Source organism: Streptomyces drozdowiczii, from assembly GCF_026167665.1.
GTDB lineage: Bacteria > Actinomycetota > Actinomycetes > Streptomycetales > Streptomycetaceae > Streptomyces > Streptomyces drozdowiczii_A.
Window position 1 is genome coordinate 363,006 of record NZ_CP098740.1, and the last position, 18,310, is coordinate 381,315.

At 73.8% G+C, this 18,310-nt stretch carries 17 protein-coding genes and 3 pseudogenes; 9 read left to right on the forward strand and 11 right to left on the reverse strand.

What is annotated here, in order from left to right; all coding sequences use genetic code 11:
* Positions 1 to 45: 45 nt before the first annotated feature.
* A complete protein-coding gene (locus tag NEH16_RS01675; protein WP_265538600.1) occupies positions 46 to 663 on the forward strand; it encodes a TetR/AcrR family transcriptional regulator in 618 nt (205 codons plus the stop codon).
* Between the two features lie 151 nt (positions 664 to 814).
* Here NEH16_RS01675 and NEH16_RS01680 read toward each other — a convergent pair whose 3' ends face one another.
* A complete protein-coding gene (locus NEH16_RS01680; protein WP_265538601.1) occupies positions 815 to 1,267 on the reverse strand; it encodes a flavodoxin family protein in 453 nt (150 codons plus the stop codon).
* 180 nt (positions 1,268 to 1,447) lie between these two features.
* Here NEH16_RS01680 and NEH16_RS01685 point away from each other — a divergent pair, with 180 nt between their 5' ends.
* Together NEH16_RS01685 and NEH16_RS01690 are read left to right on the forward strand one after the other, a co-directional pair.
* Positions 1,448 to 1,858 carry a VOC family protein gene (locus tag NEH16_RS01685; protein ID WP_073967342.1) on the forward strand — a complete coding sequence of 137 codons (411 nt, stop codon included), beginning with the start codon at positions 1,448 to 1,450 and terminating at the stop codon, positions 1,856 to 1,858.
* An 82-nt stretch (positions 1,859 to 1,940) separates the two neighbouring features.
* Entirely contained in the window at positions 1,941 to 3,020 is a 1,080-nt protein-coding gene (locus NEH16_RS01690; protein ID WP_265538602.1) for an NAD-dependent epimerase/dehydratase family protein, read from the forward strand.
* Positions 3,021 to 3,047: 27 nt separating this feature from the next.
* On the opposite strand, the gene NEH16_RS01695 is transcribed toward NEH16_RS01690, so the two are convergent.
* Both NEH16_RS01695 and NEH16_RS01700 read right to left on the reverse strand, forming a co-directional pair.
* A complete protein-coding gene (locus NEH16_RS01695; protein WP_073967103.1) occupies positions 3,048 to 4,154 on the reverse strand; it encodes a sensor histidine kinase in 1,107 nt (368 codons plus the stop codon).
* Complete coding sequence (locus tag NEH16_RS01700) at positions 4,151 to 4,924, reverse strand: response regulator transcription factor (protein ID WP_265538603.1); 774 nt, start codon at positions 4,922 to 4,924, stop codon at positions 4,151 to 4,153. Before NEH16_RS01700 ends, NEH16_RS01695 begins: the two co-directional genes overlap by 4 nt.
* A gap of 124 nt (positions 4,925 to 5,048) precedes the next feature.
* Between NEH16_RS01700 and NEH16_RS01705 the strand changes: the two genes are divergently transcribed.
* The 3 genes and pseudogenes from NEH16_RS01705 to NEH16_RS01715 all read left to right on the forward strand — a co-directional run bounded on the left by NEH16_RS01705 (position 5,049) and on the right by NEH16_RS01715 (position 7,280).
* On the forward strand, positions 5,049 to 5,753 hold the full coding sequence (locus NEH16_RS01705; protein ID WP_265538605.1) for a glycosyltransferase family 2 protein: 705 nt from the start codon (positions 5,049 to 5,051) through the stop codon (positions 5,751 to 5,753).
* Positions 5,750 to 6,405 (forward strand): annotated as a pseudogene (locus NEH16_RS01710) (TIGR04282 family arsenosugar biosynthesis glycosyltransferase). Before NEH16_RS01705 ends, NEH16_RS01710 begins: the two are co-directional and overlap by 4 nt.
* The gene (locus NEH16_RS01715; protein ID WP_308286030.1) at positions 6,402 to 7,280 is read left to right on the forward strand and encodes a class I SAM-dependent DNA methyltransferase; all 879 of its coding nucleotides are present in this window, start codon (positions 6,402 to 6,404) and stop codon (positions 7,278 to 7,280) included. The pseudogene NEH16_RS01710 and the gene NEH16_RS01715 overlap by 4 nt, the downstream one beginning before the upstream one ends.
* 325 nt (positions 7,281 to 7,605) lie before the next feature.
* Here the strand turns inward: NEH16_RS01715 and NEH16_RS01725 are convergent, their stop codons facing one another.
* Positions 7,606 to 8,907 (reverse strand): molybdopterin-dependent oxidoreductase, encoded by a 1,302-nt coding sequence (locus NEH16_RS01725; protein ID WP_374215684.1) that lies wholly within the window; start codon positions 8,905 to 8,907, stop codon positions 7,606 to 7,608.
* A 164-nt stretch (positions 8,908 to 9,071) separates the two neighbouring features.
* Between NEH16_RS01725 and NEH16_RS01730 the strand changes: the two genes are divergently transcribed.
* The gene (locus tag NEH16_RS01730) at positions 9,072 to 10,466 is read left to right on the forward strand and encodes a hypothetical protein (protein WP_265538610.1); all 1,395 of its coding nucleotides are present in this window, start codon (positions 9,072 to 9,074) and stop codon (positions 10,464 to 10,466) included.
* 12 nt (positions 10,467 to 10,478) lie between these two features.
* Here NEH16_RS01730 and NEH16_RS01735 read toward each other — a convergent pair whose 3' ends face one another.
* The 6 genes and pseudogenes from NEH16_RS01735 to NEH16_RS01760 all read right to left on the reverse strand — a co-directional run.
* Positions 10,479 to 11,087: an endonuclease gene (locus NEH16_RS01735; RefSeq protein ID WP_265538612.1), complete on the reverse strand. Its 609-nt coding sequence runs from the start codon at positions 11,085 to 11,087 to the stop codon at positions 10,479 to 10,481.
* A gap of 19 nt (positions 11,088 to 11,106) precedes the next feature.
* Positions 11,107 to 11,991: a non-homologous end-joining DNA ligase gene (gene ligD, locus NEH16_RS01740; RefSeq protein WP_265538614.1), complete on the reverse strand. Its 885-nt coding sequence runs from the start codon at positions 11,989 to 11,991 to the stop codon at positions 11,107 to 11,109.
* Between the two features lie 5 nt (positions 11,992 to 11,996).
* Positions 11,997 to 13,000 (reverse strand): annotated as a pseudogene (locus tag NEH16_RS01745) (SDR family oxidoreductase).
* Positions 12,997 to 13,161 (reverse strand): hypothetical protein, encoded by a 165-nt coding sequence (locus NEH16_RS01750; RefSeq protein ID WP_265538616.1) that lies wholly within the window; start codon positions 13,159 to 13,161, stop codon positions 12,997 to 12,999. The pseudogene NEH16_RS01745 and the gene NEH16_RS01750 overlap by 4 nt, the downstream one beginning before the upstream one ends.
* A complete protein-coding gene (locus NEH16_RS01755) occupies positions 13,158 to 14,963 on the reverse strand; it encodes a thiamine pyrophosphate-requiring protein (RefSeq protein WP_265538618.1) in 1,806 nt (601 codons plus the stop codon). The genes NEH16_RS01750 and NEH16_RS01755 overlap by 4 nt, the downstream gene beginning before the upstream one ends.
* Before the next feature lie 521 nt (positions 14,964 to 15,484).
* Positions 15,485 to 15,928 (reverse strand): annotated as a pseudogene (locus tag NEH16_RS01760) (FAD-binding oxidoreductase); the annotation flags it as partial.
* Between the two features lie 308 nt (positions 15,929 to 16,236).
* On the opposite strand from NEH16_RS01760, the gene NEH16_RS01765 reads away from it, so the two are divergent.
* Entirely contained in the window at positions 16,237 to 16,563 is a 327-nt protein-coding gene (locus tag NEH16_RS01765) for a plasmid stabilization protein (RefSeq protein WP_073967112.1), read from the forward strand.
* Between the two features lie 92 nt (positions 16,564 to 16,655).
* Positions 16,656 to 17,189 (forward strand): DUF6328 family protein, encoded by a 534-nt coding sequence (locus tag NEH16_RS01770; protein WP_265538621.1) that lies wholly within the window; start codon positions 16,656 to 16,658, stop codon positions 17,187 to 17,189.
* Between the two features lie 13 nt (positions 17,190 to 17,202).
* On the opposite strand, the gene NEH16_RS01775 is transcribed toward NEH16_RS01770, so the two are convergent.
* On the reverse strand, positions 17,203 to 18,168 hold the full coding sequence (locus tag NEH16_RS01775) for an LLM class F420-dependent oxidoreductase (protein WP_265538623.1): 966 nt from the start codon (positions 18,166 to 18,168) through the stop codon (positions 17,203 to 17,205).
* Between the last annotated feature and the right edge of the window lie 142 nt (positions 18,169 to 18,310).

Here is an 18,310-nt window from a genome sequence, read left to right on the forward strand (position 1 = left end):
CGGCGAGCAAGGCCGTCCCCGGCCGCGGCTCGGGAGGAGGGAAGGGTGCGGGACGCGAGGAGCACGCCCACGCGGCCGGACGCGCAGCGCAACCGCGAACGCATCCTGGCCGTCGCGCTCACCGAGCTGACCCGGGCCGCGGACACCCCGGTGAGCGTGATCGCGCGGAAGGCCGGCGTGGGCCAGGGCACGTTCTACCGCAACTTCCCGCACCGCGAGGCCCTCGTCCTCGAGGTGTACCGGTACGAGATGCGGCAGGTCGCCGACGCGGCGGCCCAGCTCCTCGCCGACCGCCCGGCCGACCGCGCCCTGCGCGAGTGGCTGGACCGTCTCGCCCGGTACGCCATGGCGAAGGCGGGCCTGGCGGACGCCCTGCGCGCCGCGACCAGCGGGCACGGCAGCCTGGCACAGGTCGGCCACGGTCCGGTGACCGAGGCCGTCACGCTCCTGCTGGCGGCGAACGAGGCGGCGGGCACGATACGTGCCGGGGTGACCCCGGACGACTTCCTCATCGCCATAGCGGGCCTGTGGCAACTGGACCCGCACAGCGACTGGCGGCCCCGCGCCGCCCGCCTCTTCGACCTGGTCACGGACGGGCTGCGGGCGGGCGCGCCCGGGGTCGAACACCTGCCCCGTCACCCGGATCAACGACCCTTCGGCTAGCCGATGTTGACGACGCGGGCTGCGCAGGGCGGATCGGTTCCGCCGCCGCCCACCAGCGGGATGCCCTCCGCACCGCACTGCGGGCCAGGGCCCGGGCGGCCGGGACGCGCCTCGGAGTCGTACCGGTGTCCGGCCACCGGCCGCGCCGCCCTTACTCGGTGAGGCCCGCCGCCAGCGCGGCCCCCAGCTCCCAGCACGCCTCGGTGTCCGCCCTGCCCGGTTCCCCCGTCACCTTCACGGCCTCCGCCGCCCGGCGCCAGCCGAGGCCGGTGGTGATCGTCTCGATGCCGCGCACGGCGCCCGTGACGTCATTGCCGCCGTGCACGTAGTAGCCGAAGGGGCGGCCCTGGGTCGTATCGAGGCACGGGTAGTAGATCTGGTCGAAGAAGTGCTTGAGCGCTCCGGACATGTAGCCGAGGTTCGCCGGGGTGCCGAGGAGCAGGCCGTCCGCCTCGAGCACGTCGGAGGCCGTCGCGGCGAGCGCGGCGCGCCGTACGACGCGTACGCCCTCGATCTCGTCCGTCGTCGCGCCGGAGACGACGGCCTCGAAGAGGGCCTGGCAGTTCGGGGACGGTGTGTGGTGCACGATCAGGAGAGTGGGCACAGCACCGAACCCTGCCGTGCGCCTCCCCGTGCCGCAAGCCGGGTACGGCGCGGGCGCGGGGGTGGCGACCGCCTCGCGTTCGGCCCGGGGCGTCGCGGAGTGCCCCTTCGGGCGCGCGGCGGTCAGGACCGGTCAGGAATCGAGAAGCGGGGCGGGGAGGCCGTGCCTAGCATGATCTTCATGGACATCACCATTCACACCAGCTTCCTCCCGCACGACGACCCGGAAGAGTCCCTCGCGTTCTACCGCGACACGCTCGGCTTCGAGGTCCGCAACGACGTCGGCCAGGGCAAGATGCGCTGGATCACCGTCGGCCCGAAGGACCAGCCGAGCACGTCGATCCTGCTGGCGCCGCCGGCCGCGGACCCGGGGGTCACGGACGACGAGCGCCGCACCATCACGGAGATGATGGCCAAGGGCACGTACGGCTGGATCCTGCTCGCCACCCGCGACCTGGACGCCACCTTCGAGAAGGTGCAGGCCGGTGACGCGGAGGTGGTCCAGGAGCCGACCGAGCAGCCGTACGGCATCCGCGACTGCGCGTTCCGCGACCCGGCGGGCAACCTGGTCCGCATCCAGGAACTGCGCTAGCCAGGGGCACAAGGCTTACGGTCCCGTGACGTGCCGCCGCCAAAGCGCGTGACGGGGCCGTGCGCGTCCTAGCGTGGGCCGCATGCGTGTACTTGTCACCGGCGGTGCCGGGTTCATCGGTTCGGAGATCGTCCGCGGTCTCACCTCGGCCGGGCACGAGGCGGTGGTGCTCGACGCGCTGCTCCCCTCGGCGCACGGCCCTGCCGCGCAGCGCCCGGCCGGGGGTGACGACGGGCGGCTGATCGTCGGGGACGTACGGGACCGCGCGACCGTGGACCGTGCGCTGTACGGCGTCGACGCGGTGTGCCACCAGGCGGCGATGGTCGGCCTGGGCAAGGACTTCGCGGACGCCCCGGAGTACGTGGGGTGCAACGACCTGGGCACCGCCGTCCTGCTCGCCGCGATGGCCGGGGCCGGGGTGCGGAGCCTGGTGCTGGCCGGGTCGATGGTCGTGTACGGCGAGGGCCGTTACGCGTGTCGGCGCCACGGGACCGTCCGCCCCGGCCCCCGGGACCCGGCCGACCTGGCGGCGGGCCGCTTCGAGCCGCGCTGCCCGGACTGCGGGGAAGCGCTGGTCCCCGGGCTCGTCGGCGAGGACGCTCCGGCCGACCCTCGCAACGTGTACGCGGCGACCAAGCTGGCGCAGGAGCACCTTGCCGCGTCCTGGGCCCGGGCGACGGGCGGGAGCGCGGTCGCGCTGCGCTACCACAATGTGTACGGGCCCGGCATGCCCCGTGACACGCCGTACGCGGGTGTCGCGTCGTTCTTCCGGTCGGCGCTGGCCCGGGGCGAGGCGCCGCGTGTGTTCGAGGACGGCGGCCAGCGGCGCGACTTCATCCATGTCCGGGATGTGGCCGCCGCGAACACGGTGGCGCTGGAGGCCGTGGGCGCCCGCGTGCCCGGGAGCTTCGCGGCGTACAACACCGGCAGCGGAGAGCCGCACACCATCGGCGAGATGGCGGGGGCGCTGGCGGCGGCCCACGGGGGCCCGGCGCCGGTGGTGACCGGCGAGTTCCGGCTCGGGGACGTACGCCATGTGACGGCCGACTCCCGGCGGCTGCGGGAGGAGCTGGGCTGGCGGCCGAGGGTGGGCTTCGCCGAGGGCATGGCCGACTTCGCGGCGGCGCCGCTGCGGGAGGCCGGGGCGGGGCTGACCGTCTGAGGCACACGCCAGGGGCCCGCCCGGGGCTCACGCCATCGGCAGCGTCACCTCGAAGCAGCAACCGCCGGTGACGTTGCGGACCTCCGCCCGTCCGGCGTGGGCCTCGACGATGCCGCGCACGATGGCGAGCCCGAGGCCCGCCCCGGCCGGTGGGGTACGGGCATGGCTGCCGCGCCACCCGGTGTCGAAGACCCTCGGCAGGTCCTCCTCCGGGATGCCGCCGCAGCCGTCGGTCACCGAGAGGACGACACCGTCGGGCGCACGGTGGGCCGCGACGGCGACCGTGCCGTCGGCGGGTGTCCGGCGGATCGCGTTGATCAGGAGGTTGCCCAGGACGCGGCTCATCTCCTTGCCGTCCACCTCCACGGGCACCTCCTCGATCCGGCCGCCGACCAGCCGCACCCCGTGCTCGCGGGCGAGCGGGTCGGCGCCGGCGAGGGCGTCGCCCACCAGGTCGTAGACGGAGACGCGGGTGGGGGTCAGCGCGAGCGAGCCCGCGTGGATGCGGGAGAGCTCGAAGAGGTCGCCGACCATGTCGTTCATCCGCTCGACCTCGGTACGGATCTGGCGCAGATAGCGCGGCGAGTCGACGGCCATGCCGTCCTCCAGCGCCTCGGACATGGCGCGCAGCCCGGCGAGGGGCGTGCGCAGGTCGTGCGAGATCCAGGCGACGAGTTCGCGCCGCGAGGTCTCCAGGGCGCGTTCCCGGGCGCGCGAGCTGTCCAGCTTGGCGCTGGTGGCGGCGAGTTCGCGGGTGAGGGCGGCGAGTTCGGCGGTGGCCGGGGCCTCGGGCGGGGCGAAGGTGCCGCCGTCGCCGAAGGAGCGGGCGGCGAGGGTCAGCTCGCGGCTGCGGGCGGCGACCCAGCGGCCGAGCAGCATCGCGGTGACGAGGGAGACGACGGCGGCCATGGCGACGACCGTCGTGACCACGGTCAGGTCGTGCGGGGACAGGAACATCGCCCAGGCGACGGCCAGGGTCCCGGCGAGCATCGCGGTGACGGCCACGGCGGCCACGATGCTCAGGGAGACGACGAGCGGGCGGTGCCGGGTGAGCCGCAGCGCGAACGCCCCGAGCAGTCCCGCGGCGGCGGCGCCGAGGAAGGCGAAGAGGGCGATGAGGAGCGTGTCGGTCATGACGGGGCTCCGGCAGCGGCGGGCAGGTCGAGGCGGTAGCCGACGCCCCAGACCGTACGGATCAGCTCCGGGTGGGCCGGGTCGGCCTCGACCTTCCCGCGCAGCCGGCGCACATGCACGGTGACGGTGGACAGGTCCCCGAAGTCCCAGCCCCAGACCTCGCGCATCAGCTCCTCCCGGGTGAAGACCCGGTCCGGGTGGCGCAGGAAGAAGGCGAGCAGGTCGAACTCGCGGAGCGTGAGGGCCAGGAGCCGGCCCCGGCAGCTCGCGCTCCGGGCCGCCGGGTCGAGCACGAGTCCCGCGCCCTCCAGCAGCCGGGGCGGTCCGGCGGGGACCGCCGCCGCCCTGGCGCGCCGCAGCACGGAGTCGACCCGCAGGACGAGCTCGCGCGGGCTGAACGGCTTGGTGACGTAGTCGTCGGCGCCGGTTTCGAGCCCGAGGATGCGGTCGTCCTCGTCACCGCGCGCGGTGAGCATGATGACCGGCACCGGCCCCTGGGCCCGCATCCGGCGGCAGACCTCGAAGCCGTCCATGCCGGGCAGCATGAGGTCGAGGACGGCCAGGTCCGGACGGCGGGCCGCGTACAGGGCGAGCGCGGCGGGTCCGTCGGCCGCCCGGGCGACGTCGTAACCGGCCGCGGCCAGGTATCCCGCGACGACTTCGGCGACGGTCGGGTCGTCGTCCACGACGAGGACATGGCCGCGCGCCGGGGCGGCGGTGGGCGCCCCGCCTGCGGGGACGGGCGGCGGTGTGTCCGGGGGCTTCTGCATGGAACCACCCTGGCACCCGGGGCGGCGGCGCCGGAAACACGGGCGGGCCGGTGGCGGGCGACGTCCACGTTTCGTAAGAATCCAAAGCCCGAAATGCCGGTTTTCGCTCCGTAGGGTGAGCCGGGTGATCCTTCCTTCCGATGACTCAGGCCCCCGCGCCGACATCGTCCTCCCCTGTCTCGACGAGGCCGCGGCCCTGCCCGGCGTGCTGGCCCGGGTGCCCCGGGGCTGGCGGGCGATCGTGGTGGACAACGGCTCGACCGACGGCTCCGCCGATGTGGCCCGCTCGCTGGGCGCGACCGTGGTGCACGAGCCCCGGCGCGGCTTCGGCTCGGCCTGCCATGCCGGACTGCTCGCCAGTGACGCGGAGTACGTCTGCTTCTGCGACTGCGACGGCTCGCTGGACCCCGCGCTCCTCGCCGGCTTCGTACGGCGGGTGGCCGACGGCGAGTGCGATCTGCTGCTCGGGCGGCGGCGCCCTCAGGAGCGCGGTGCCTGGCCGGCGCACGCGCGGGCGGGCAACGCCGCGCTGTCCCGGATGCTGCACCGCCGGACCGGGCTTCGGCTGCGCGATCTGGGCCCCATGCGCGCCGGCCGCCGCGCCGACCTGCTGGCCCTCGGGCTCACCGACCGGCGCAGCGGCTACCCGTTGCAGATGGTGGTGCGGGCGGCCGACGCGGGGCTGAAGGTGGCCGAGACCGACGTGCCGTACCTCGCGCGTACCGGGAAGTCGAAGGTCACCGGCACCTGGCTGGGCACCTGGCACGCGGTCCGCGACATGCGCGCCGTGCTGGCCGAGCCGACGGTCCCGGTGGGGGTGACCCGATGAGCGCGGCACCCGGAGCCGGTGCGACGACCCTGCTGGTCATCGCCAAGGAGCCGCTGCCCGGGCGGGTGAAGACCCGGCTCACGCCGCCCTTCTCCCCCGCCGAGGCCGCGCGCCTCGCGGAGGCCGCGCTCACCGACACCCTGCACACCGTTCTCGCGCTCCCCGCTGCCCGGCGCGTCGTCGTCCTGGAGGGGGCGCCGGGACCGTGGCTGCCGCCGGGCATCGAGGTCGTGAAGCAGGGGCGGGCGGGCTGGACGAGCGGCTGGCCGCCGCGTTCGGGGCGTGCACGGGACCGACCCTGCTGATCGGGATGGACACCCCCCAGATCACGGCGGCCGACCTGGCCCCCGCGCTGGGCCCCGGCGCCTGGGACGGGTGCGACGCCTGGTTCGGCCCGGCGGAGGACGGCGGATTCTGGGCGCTGGGCCTGGCGGAGCCGGACCCCGGGCTGCTGCGCGGCGTGCCGATGTCCGTGCCGGAGACGGGCGCGGTGCAGCGGCGCCGACTGGTCGACGCCGGGCTGGCCGTGCGCGACCTGCCCCGGCTGCGGGACGTGGACACGGCGGCCGACGCGGCGGAGGTCGCAGCCCTCGCCCCGGACGGCCGGTTCGCGGCGGAGCTGGCCCGGACGCGCCGGACGGCCGTCCGATGAGCCGCGCCGACCGGGGGCGGAACGTACTGGTCCACTCGCCGGCGGACCCGGACGCCGGACTCGTGGGCGTGGAACCGCACGAGCCGCACACCACGCCCCAGCCCCCCGTCCGCCCGGACGCCGACGCCTGGGGCACCGACCCGTACGCCAACGCCCTGCGCAACGGGCACGGGCCGCTGTTCCTGCGCCGCACCGACGGCTGGCTGCTGCCGCTGGACGTGGAGCGCTGGTGCGCCGGGGCCGACGCGGCGGACCTGTCGGCGCTGCGCCGCTGCGAGGGCCCGGTCCTGGACGTCGGATGCGGGCCCGGCCGGCTGGTCGCCGCACTCGCGGCGCGCGGCCACCGGGCCCTCGGCATCGACGTCAGCGAGGCGGCGGTCGCCCGGACGGTCCGGCTCGGCGGGTACGCGCTGCGCCGGTCCGTGTTCGACCCGCTGCCCGGGGAGGGCCGCTGGGGCACCGTACTGCTCGCCGACGGCAACATCGGGATCGGCGGCGATCCGGACCGGCTGCTGCGCCGGGCGGCGGAACTGCTCGCGCCCGGCGGCCTCCTCGTCGCGGAGACCGTGCCGCACGACCTGGACGAGCGGGTCCGGGTGCGGCTGGACGACGGACGCGCCCCGAACGGGGCCGGAGCGGACGGGCACTTCCCGTGGGCGCGGCTCGGCTCCTCCGCGCTGCTGGAGTACGCCCGCCCGCACGGGCTGCGGGCCGACGGTCAGTGGGAGGCGGACGGCCGCGCCTTCGTCGCCCTGCGGCGGAGCCGGAGCGTCCGGACCGCGAACCAGAGCGCCGACAGCAGGAACAGCGCGGCCGTGGTCAGCAGCCAGTTCCCCAGGAACACGTCGGGGGACAGCCCGCTCGCCGGCTCGTAACGCCTCGGCCGCGCGATCAGCGGGAACCACACGAGCAGCAGCAGCCCGGACAGGAAGGCCGGCACCCGTACGTAGTTGACGGAGGCCGGCCGCCGCCGTCCCAGGCTCCCGCGCAGCACCAGGTCCAGCGAGGAGTACAGCGGTACGAGCACCAGGTCGTGGATGAGGGCCGCGCCCACGAACCACAGGGTGACGCCGAGCCAGTCGCCGGCGAGCAGGCGCACGCCCGCGTATCCGGCGAGCGCGAAGGAGGCGGCCAGGAGTACGAGGTGCAGGGGCCCCGCTCCGTAGCGGCGGCGCAGAAAGGCCCGGGGGCCGGTGGTGTTCACAGTTCTCCGAAGGTCAGCCGGGCCACCCACTTGGTGTTGAGCACCCCGGGGGCGGCGGGGACGATGATCCGGGCCGGGTATCCGTGGTCGGGTGACAGGTCCTCGCCGTTGACCCGCAACGCCAGCAGCGAGCGGGGGTCGCGGACCTGGTTGTCGCGGAGCGCGGCCCGGCGGAAGGGGCCGCTGCGCTGAAGGGACTCCACCATCACCCCGGGCGGCCGGTCCGGGTATCCGGCGAGGGCCGCGAGGTCGCGCAGCCGTACCCCGCGCCACCACTGGTCCGAGGTGGACCAGCCCTCCACGCAGGCGATGGGCAGGGCCGCGCTGTGCTGCTCCATGGCCAGCAGCTGTTCCCGGCTGAAGCGCAGGACGCCGGCCGGGCCGCTGACGGTGAGCCACCAGCCCTCGCCGGTGTCGGCGGTGGTGATCCCGACGGCGGCGGCGGTCTTGTTGATCTGGAAGCCGTTCGGGCCGGACCCGGGTTCGGCGGCGCCGCGCGGGGTCAGCACGGCGAGGCGGCGCAGGGGCCCGTCGAAGCTCCGGCCCACCGATGTGACCAGCAGGACCAGTGAGCCCGCGCCGACCAGGGCGAGGGCGCCGCGCCGGGACAGGGTGGGCGCGGCCGGGGCGGGCGATTCCAGCACGTCGCCGGGGACCGGCCCGTTCAGTCCGCCCGTCCGCAGCGCCCGTACGGCCTGCGGGGTGCGCAGCGCGGCGTGGGCGAGGAAGGCGGCGAAGAAGACCCATGCCCCGTAGAAGTGGAGCGGGTAGAAGGAGCCGGGGAACAGGTACTCCAGCTGGATGTTGAGCAGTCCGGTCACGAACTCGAAGAGCGCCCCGCCCACCAGCAGGAGCAGCGAGATCCGTTCCAGCGCGTGGGCGAGGGACCGGGCCGGCGGCAGGGTGAAGAGCCGGGGCACCACGGACCAGAGCTTGGCCAGCAGGACGGGGACGAGGACGATTCCGACGGTGACGTGGAGCCCCTGCGTCAGCCGGTAGAGCCAGTGCGGCGATGTGGGCCACGGGAAGAGGTAGAAGCCGAGCAGCCCCTTGTCCGGTGTCTTGTCGTTGACCGGCGCGAGATCCGGGTTGTACGCGGCGTACGACAGCAGGCCGGTCACGAAGAGCAGCGTGATCCCGGCGAGCAGGACGAGTCCGAGCACGGCGGTGAACGGCACGCCGCGCACGGGGCTGCGCCAGAAGCCCGGCGCCGACGGCAGCCGTTCGAGGAGCGCGGCGGCGCGGGGCCGGGAGGAAACCAAGGAGGATGTCGGAGTCTTCCGACGGCTGTCGCCCATGGGCCCGACGCTATGCCCGTGGCCTGCGCGTTCGGTGGGTGCGACTCCTGACGAAACGATGACGTCACCCCGGCGAACGTACGGCCGGGTCATGAATCTGACGGTTGTGTGACGCGCCCGGCCGGTACCCGCTTTCGCGGTGTCCCGGTGCGTACGGTGCCTGCGTGAAGACCGAGGACCGCATCGAGCCCCGTACCGAACCGGCCACCGTCCGAAGCTCCGGACAGCGCTGGGATCTGGTGGCTGCCGGGGCGGGCGTCGTGCTCGTGGTGGCCGCCGCCCTGGGCGGGCGGGCCGTCGAGGACTACGCGCGGACGCTGTACGTGCACTGGCCACCGCTGCTCGCGTCCTGGTACCCGCACACCGGCCCGGGGACGGTGGCCGCACCCGTCGTGGCCGCGGCCGTGATCGCGTACGGGCCGCTCCTCGCCCGACGGCTGCGCTGGCGGACCCTGCTCCTGGCGGTCTACGCCTCCTCGCTGGCGTGGATCTTCTCGCTCGCGCTGATCGACGGGTGGGGGCGCGGCATCGCCGAGCGGCTGACCACCAAGCACGAGTATCTGCGGGTCATCGACCGCTTCGACGACATCGGCGCGGCGCTGCGCACCTTCGACGCGCACATCCTGATCGGTCCGCCGGGCAACTGGCCCACCCATGTCGCCGGGCATCCGCCGGGCGCGACGCTCACCTTCGTGTTCCTGGACCGGGTCGGGCTCGGCGGCGGGGCCTGGGCCGGTGTCTGGTGCATCCTGACCGGCGCGTCCGCCCTGCTCGCCGTGCTCGTCACCGTGCGGGCCCTGGCCGGTGAGGACATCGCCCGGCGCGCGGCGCCGTTCCTCGTCCTGGCCCCGGTCGCGGTCTGGGCGGGGGCCTCGGCGGACGCCTATTTCGCGGGAGTGGCCGCCTGGTCCGTGGCCCTGGTGGCCCTGGCGGCGACGCGCGCGGTGCGGAGCCCGGGGGCCGCCGCGCTGGGCGCCGGCCTCCTCTACGGCTGGGTCTGCTACCTGAGTTACGGGCTGCCGCTGATCGCGCTCCTGCTCCTGACCGTGCTGGTCCTCACCCGCACCGCACGGCCGCTGCCGCTCGCGCTGCTCGGGGCCCTGGTGGCGCCTGTCGCCTTCACGGCGGCGGGCTTCGACTGGTGGGAGGCGTACCACGTACTCGTGGAGCGCTACCACCAGGGCGCGGGCGGGTTCCGGCCGTACGGGTACTGGGTGTGGGCGAATCTGGCGTGCACCGTGATCGCGGTGGGCCCGGCGGTGGTCGCGGGGCTGCGCCGCGTCTTCGCGGATGCGCCGGGTGCCGTACGCGGGCTGCGCGGCGGCGGGGCGAGCGCGCCGGAGCGGCTGGTTCCGCTGGTGCTCGTGGCGCTGCTCCTGCTGCTGGCAGCCGATCTGTCGGGGATGAGCAAGGCGGAGACCGAGCGGATCTGGCAGCCGTTCATGGTCTGGCTGCTGCCTGCGGCGGCGCTGCTGCCCGACCGGGGGCGCAGGGGCTGGCTCGCCGCCCAGGCGGTGGTGGCCCTCGCCGTCAACCATCTGCTCTGGACGGGCTGGTGACGGCGGGGCCGGTCACCCCAGCCCGACCCGGACCAGGGCGGCGGCCAGCCGGGGCAGGTCCTCGTCGGCGACGAGACCGGCCAGCTTCTCCGGTGAGCGCGGCAGCCCCAGCTCCTCGGCCGCGTCCTGGGCACGCTTGTCGAAGGCAGGGCGCAGCTCGGGCCACAGCCCCTGGGCCTCGCGGCTGAAGATGTCGGCGCCCACGGGTCCGATCCGGGGGAACTCCGTGAGCAGTTCGCGCAGCTTCCCCGGGTCGCCGTCGGCTTCCTCGCGGAGCCTTCGCAGGTCCCCGCGGTACCGGTCGAGGGCGAGTTGGGCGCCCTCGCCGAGCGCGGTGGCGGTGCTCTCGTCGTACCGCCGGTAGTGGGCGCGGACCAGCGCGTCGACGCGGTCCTGCCAGGACGCCTCCACCATGGCGTGGGGTGTGCGCATCCCGGCGGCGAAGAGTTCGCGGGCGGCGGCCACCGCCATGTCGGCCTTGATGGGGACCGAGAACAGGGCGCACAGGGTCAGGAGTTGGTACAGCGGCATGGGCGTGTCGCGGAGCCGGATGCCGGCCTCGTCGGCGTAGGTCTGCCCGTGCTCGTCCAGCAGGTTCCGTACGGTCGTGGCTCTGGACATGGTGGTTCTCCGTTCGGTGTTACGTGGTCAGCGCGTCGAGCAGAGTGCGGGCCCGGCCGAGGGAGCGGGGCCGCGGGGGGTTGTGCCAGGGGTCACGGTCGGCGAGCGCGTCGGCGTCGCGCAGGGTCCAGCGGCGGGCGCCGAGCGCCGGGTCGTCGACGTCCTCCCAGGCCAGGGGCGCGGCGACGGGGGCTCCCGGGCGGGCCCGGACCGCGTAGGGCGTGACGGCGGTCTGGGCGTAGGCGTTGCGCTGGATGTCGAGGTAGAGGCGGCCGCCGCGCGCCTTCTTCCGGGCTTCGGTGGTGAAGCGGTCGGGGTTGCGGGTGGCGAGCGTGTCGGCGACCGCGCGGGCGAACTCGCGTACGGCGTCGAAGTCGTCCCGGCGGTCGAGTGCCACCACGACGTGCAGCCCGCGTGAGCCCGTGGTCATGACGAGGGACGGCAGTTCCAGCTCGTCCAGGAGCCCGTGCAGGCCGAGGGCCGCCTCGCGGACCGGGGCGAAGTCGTCGCCCGGCGGGTCGAGGTCGAAGACCAGCCGGTCCGGGTGGTGGGGCCGGTCGGCACGGGAGAGGAAGCGGTGCGGGGTGATGCTCGCCTGGCCCGCGAGGTAGACGAGCGTGGCGGTGTCGTCGGCGATCGGGTAGGTGACCGTGCCGTCCTCCTTGGGGAGTTCGGCGCGGTGGATCCAGTCGGGGAAGTGGTCCGGCACGTCCTTCTGCATGAAGCCGTGGCCGCCGATCCCGTCCGGGAAGCGTTCCAGCATGAGGGGGCGGCCCCTCAGGTGGGGCAGCATCCGGCGGGCCACGGTGCGGTAGTAGCCGGCGAGGTCGGCCTTGGTGAGGCCGTCGTCCGGGAAGAGGACCTTGTCCGGGCGGCTGATCTCCGGGATCTTTCGCATGGTCATGTGGCTCACCGGCCCTTGGCCGCGCGCAGGCCGAGGGCCGTCGCGCCGGAGAGTGCGCCGGCGGCGACGACCGCGGCGAGGGCGGGGTGCCGGGAGGCCCACAGCTGCGGGTCGCGCCGGTGGGACTTCCGGTCGAAGGTGCCGTGCGCCCCGTGGTCGGTGCCGTCGTCCACCGGCTGCCACAGGTTGTGCTCGCGGTCGCCGTCGGCGGCGTCCCCGGACTGCTGGGAGTCGAAACCCGTACGCGCGAGGTAGCGGTCGAGGAGGCCGGCCGCGAACTTGTTGGCGACGAGCGTGGCGACGGTGCTGGAGCCCACGTAGTACTGCTTGCGGCCGGGGTGGTCGGCGGCGTACAGCACGGCTTCGGCGGCGACTTCCGGCTGGTAGATCGGCGGTACGGGCTGCGGATTGCCGCGCACCCGGGAGAGGACCCAGGAGAACTGCGGAGTGTTGACGGCCGGCATCTGGACCACGGTGACCCGGATGCCGCTCCCCGGTGCATGAGTTCCGTGCGCAGGGACGAGGTGAAGCCGTTGATGGCGTGCTTGGCCCCGCAGTACGCCGACTGGAGCGGGATGGACCGCTCGCCGAGCGCCGAGCCGACCTGGATGACCGTCCCGGCGTCGCGCGGGGTCATGTGCCTCAGGGCGGCCCGGGTGCCGTTGACGAACCCGAGGTACGTGACCCGGGTGACCCGCTCGTATTCCTCGGGTTCGATCTCGGTGAAGGGCGCGAAGACCGAGGTGAAGCCGGAGTTGACCCAGACGTCGATCCGGCCGAAGGCGTGGGCGGCCTCGGAGGCGGCGGCCTCGACCGCGCGGTGGTCGGCCACGTCGACGGGGACGGCCAGCGCGCGCCCGCCGGCCGCCTCCACCTCGCGGGCGGCCGCGTCGAGACCGGCCCGGCCCCGGGCGAGCAGGGCCACGTCGGCCCCGCGCGCGCCGAAGGCCCGGGCCACCGCCCGGCCGATTCCGGCGCTCGCTCCTGTGATGACGACGCTCTGGGTCACGGTGCTTCTCCTTCGGTGGGGGCCGGTACGGCGAGCCGGACGGAGGTCCCGGCCCAGGCCAGGGTGCCGTCACCCTCGTGGGCGTCGGTGGGCACGGTGCAGACGGCGGTCTCCACCCGGTCGACCGGAGGGGCGTCCGCGTCGCCGGGGCCCGGGCTCACTTGCCCGAGGGGCCGTCGTGGTGGCCGGGCAGCATCTCCTGGACCTTGGCCTTGAGGCCCTGGCGCAGCACGGCTCCCCGGTCGCTGTCGCCCTTGGCGAGGGAGAGTGCGGCGGCCTCGATCTGGTCCAGGCTGGCGTGCGGCGGGATCGGCGGGACGGCGGGGTCGGTCCGGAAATCGATGACGAAGGGCCGGTCGCAGGCGAGGGCCCGGTGCCAGGCGTCCTCGACCTGGTCGGGCTTCTCGACGCGTACGCCGTCCAGGCCGACCGAGCGGGCGAAGTCCGCGTAGCGCACGTCGGGCAGCGACTGGGAGGGCAGGAACTGCGGGGCGCCGGACATGGCGCGCATCTCCCAGGTGACCTGGTTCAGGTCCTCGTTGTTGAGGACGGCGACGACGAGGTGCGGGTTGTCCCACTCCTTCCAGTACTTGGCGATGGTGATGAGCTCCGCCATGCCGTTCATCTGCATCGCCCCGTCGCCCACGATCGCGATGGCGGGCCGGTCGGGGTGGGCGAACTTGGCGCCGATGACGTACGGCACACCGGGGCCCATGGTGGCGAGCGTGCCGGAGAGGGAGCCGCGCATGTTGCCCCGGAAGCGCAGGTGGCGGGCGTACCAGTTGGCGGCGGAGCCGGAGTCGGCGGCCACGACGACGTCGTCGGGCAGGAGGGCGTCGAGAGCGTGGACGACGTACTCGGGGTTGACCGGGTCGGCCTCGACCTTGGCGCGGCGCTGCATGACCTCCCACCACTTGGCGGTGTCCTTCTCGATCTTCTTGCGCCAGGAGCCGTGCTTCTTGCGCTTGAGGCGCGGCAGCAGGGCGTCCAGCGTGGCGGCCGCGTCACCCACGAGGTTGACCTCGAAGGGGTAGCGAAGACCGATCATGAAGGGGTCGATGTCGATCTGGACCGCGCGGGCCTGGTCGAGTTCGGGCAGGAACTGGCTGTACGGGAAGCTGGATCCGATCACCAGCAGGGTGTCGCAGTCCTGCATCATCTCGTAGCTGGGCCGGGTGCCGAGCAGCCCGATGGAGCCGGTCACGTACGGCAGGTCGTCGGAGAGGACGTCCTTGCCGAGCAGCGCCTTGGCGACGCCCGCGCCCAGCTGCTCGGCCAGCCGCTCGACCTCGGCGCGGGCACCCCGCGCGCCCTGCCCGACGAGGATCGCGACCTTCTCGCCCGCGTTCAGGACCTCGGCCGCGCGGGCGATGTCGTCCTCGGCGGGCACGGGCGCGGACATGCTCGCGCCGAGGCTGGAGGGGACCATCTTGAAGGCGTGGGTGGGCGGCGAGTAGTCCAACTCCTGGACGTCGGCCGGGATGATGACGGCGGTCACGGTGCGCTTGGCGTACGCGGTGCGCATGGCCCGGTCGATGACGTTGGGCAGCTGCTCGGGGACGGTGACCATCTCGCAGAACTCGGAGGCCACGTCCTTGTAGAGGCTGAGCAGGTCCACCTCCTGCTGGTAGGAGCCGCCCATGGCGCTGCGGTTGGTCTGGCCGACGATCGCGACGACGGGCACATGGTCCAGCTTGGCGTCGTACAGGCCGTTGAGCAGGTGGATCGCGCCGGGGCCCGAGGTGGCCGCGCAGACGCCGGCCTTGCCGGAGAACTTCGCGTAGCCGACGGCCTGGAACGCGGCCATCTCCTCGTGCCGGGCCTGGACGAACTTCGGCTTGTTCTCCGCCCTCCCCCAGGCGGCGAGCAATCCGTTGATCCCGTCGCCGGCGTAGGCGAAGACGTGGTCGACGTCCCATTCGCGCAGGCGCTGAAGGACGTAGTCGGAGACCTTGGTCGCCATGTTCTCTTCTCCTATCGGTGGTGCGTGGTGGAGCGGTTCCGGCGCAGGGCGGCGTACGCGGCCGTGCCGAGCGCGGTCAGTACGGCGAGCGCGGCGCCCGTCACCAGCCGGCTCGCGGCGGGGGCCGGGCCGTCGGGGCGGGCGGTGGCCTTCTCGGGGTGGTCGGCGGGCAGCGGCCCGTCGAGCCCGAGCGCGAGCGCTTCGGCCAGGTGCAGGGCGCGGCGACCCGTCGCGCTCTGCTCGATCTGCGTACGGCAGCTGAATCCGTCGGCGACGACCAGGGCGTCGGGTGCGGCGCCCCGGACGGCGGGCAGGACGCCCTGGTCGCCGATGTCCATGGACAGGTCGTAGTGGCCGCGTTCGAAGCCGAAGTCGCCGGCGAGGCCGCAGCAGCCCTCGTCCAGGACCTCGGCGTCGAGCCCGGCGCCGGACCGGAAGACGGCCGTGCACGACGGTTCCAGGCCGACGACCGGCGTGCCGGCCTCGATCCAGGGTCGCAGCACCTCGACGGTCCGGCGCCGGCGCAGCCCGTCGTAGGTCAGGATCTCCAGCCGCCGCACGTTGCCGACGGTCTTGCCGTACGCCTGCGCGGACGCGCCGCAGGAGTTGTCGCCGATCATTCCGCCCAGCGAGCAGTGGCTGTGCGTCGAGGGTTTCGGGCCGAACCGCAGACCGCGGTCCGCGCGCTGCCGGTTCAGTTCGTCCAGCACGATGCCGGGCTCCAGCACGCAGGTGCGGGCGGCCTCGTCCACGGAGAGCAGGTGGTGGCAGTACTTCGTCCAGTCGATGACGACGGCGGCGTTGGTGCACTGCCCGGCGAGGCTGGTCCCGCCGCCCCTCGACAGGACCGGTACGCCGTGCCGGGCGCAGACGGCGACCTCTGCGGCGCCCGCGTCGAAGCGGATCTCGCCGTCGACGTGCCGTTCCAGCTCGCGGCGGAGGGCGCCCGGGGCATCCCCTCCCATGGCCATCCGCTGCTCCTCCTCGTCGTCCGGCGGGCGCGCCCGGGTGGCCGGGCCTCGCAGAGACCCCGGTACCCGAAGTCGGCGGATTCACTTGTGGGCGGCGCGGTGAGTGACCCCGATCGGCCCCGCGGAACCGGTCGGCCGGGCGTACGGGCCGCAGGCGGCGTCACCCGAGCGCGCGACCCGGTGGGCGTGCCCGGCGGCGCGGTGCCATGTTTCGGACGTGGCCGCCCGGAAACCCGGGTGGAGACCCCGGACCGGGCCCCAGGGGCCGGAGGGCCGGGGACGAGAGCAAGGAGGACAACGTCATGCCGGCAGGATCGAGCCCGAAGCGCGAGCGTCAGTACGAGCATGTGAAGGAGAGCGCCGAGAAGCGCGGCACCTCCGAGAAGCGTGCCAAGGAGATCGCCGCGCGCACGGTGAACAAGGAGCGCGCGCGCTCCGGCGAGTCGAAGACGGCGAGCAGGACGTCCACGCGCGACCCCAAGTCCGCCTCCGAGCGCGGGGGTGAGCGCTCGCACAAGGGGGCGCAGGGCCGCACGAAGGACCAGCTGTACGAAGAGGCCAAGAAGAAGAACATCGAGGGCCGCTCCACGATGAACAAGGAGCAGCTTCTGAAGGCCGTCAGCCGCTGAATCAGCGAAGTGAGTGTGGCCGAAACCTTTGTGCGCGGGCCTGGCGGCCCGCGCACAAAGGTTTCGGCACAAGGGAGGGAGGGACACCGCACATGGACAACGGACGAGTGGACGAGGACGACCGCGAGAACGCCCACCGGGGGCGGAACGAGACGACCGAGGAACGGGCGGACCGGCGCTGGACGGAACTGCTCCAGGAGCTGCGGGTGGCGCAGACCGGGGTGCAGATCCTCTTCGGCTTCCTGCTCGCGGTGGTGTTCCAGCCGCGCTTCGGGACGCTCGCGGAGACCGACAAGACGATCTACGTGGTCACCGTGCTTCTGGGCTCCGCGACGGCGGCCGCGCTGATCGGGCCCGTCTGCTACCACCGGCTGCTGACCGGCCGCCATCTGAAGCCGGAGACCGTGGTGTGGGCGTCGCGGCTCACCCTGCTCGGTCTCGTGCTGCTGTTCTGCACGATGTGTTCGGCCCTGCTGCTCATCATGCGGGTGGCCCTGCACAATACGCTCGCCCTGTGGCTGGTGGGCGGGATGGCGCTCTGGTCGTTCATATGCTGGTTCGTCTTCCCGGTCTGGGCCATGACCCGCTCGTCCAACGGACACAACGACGCGGGCCGGGTCAAGTGACCCCGTACGCGCGTCACATGGCGCGCAGCGCGGGCAGCAGCTTCTCCTGGGCCCAGTCGATGAACGGCTTCTGGTGGTCTCCGCCGATCTGTACGAGGGCCACCTCGGTGAAGCCCGCGTCGACATAGGGGCGCACCGCTTCCACGAACTGCCCGACGTCGTCGCCGCAGGGCACCGCCTCGGCGATGTCGTCGGGCCGTACGTACTGCGTGGCCTGGTCGAAGGCGGAGGGGCCCGGCAGCTCCGAGTTGACCTTCCAGCCGCCGACGGACCAGCGGAACTGGTCGTGGGCCCGCTTCACCGCCGCGTCGCGGTCGGGGTCGTAGCAGACGGGCAGCTGGCCGACCCGGGGCTTTCCGCCGCCGCCGTGCCGGTCGAAGTCGGTGAGCAGCTCCTCCTTGGGCTCGGTGGCGATCACCAGGTCCGCGAGCCGGCCCGCGATCTCGCAGGACCGGTCGCCGGAGACGGCGACACCGAGGGGCACGGCCACGTCGGGCAGGTCCCACAGCTTGGCGTTCTCCACGTCGAAGTGGGGGCCGTGGTGGTTGACGTAGCCTCCGGCGAGGAGCGCCTTGATGATCTCCACGGCCTCTTCGAGCTTGTCGAGCCGCACCCGGGCGTCCGGCCAGCCGCCGCCCACGACGTGTTCGTTCAGGCTCTCGCCCGAGCCGAGTCCGAGCCGGAACCGCCCTTCGGAGAGCAGTTGCAGCGTCGCGGCCTTCTGCGCCACGACGGCCGGGTGGTAACGGGTGGTCGGGCAGGTCACGTACGTCATCAGCGGGATGCGGGTGGTGGCCTGCGCGGCGGCGCCCAGCACGCTCCAGGCGTACGGGGCGTGGCCCTGCGACTTCAGCCAGGGGAAGTAGTGGTCGGAGGTGACGGAGAAGTCGAAGCCGGCCTGTTCGGCGCCCACCACGTCCTCGACGAGGGCCCGCGGTCCCGACTGCTCGGTCATCATCGTGTATCCGAATTGCACCATATGGGATGGGTTACCGATCCCCGGCGGTCGAAACGTACGGCTTCCGGATCATGTTTCCCCGGGGCCCCGGATCATGTTTCCTCCGCGCCGGACGCGGAACCCTGGAGGGGGACGTCCGCATACCGCGTACCCCGAAAGCGAG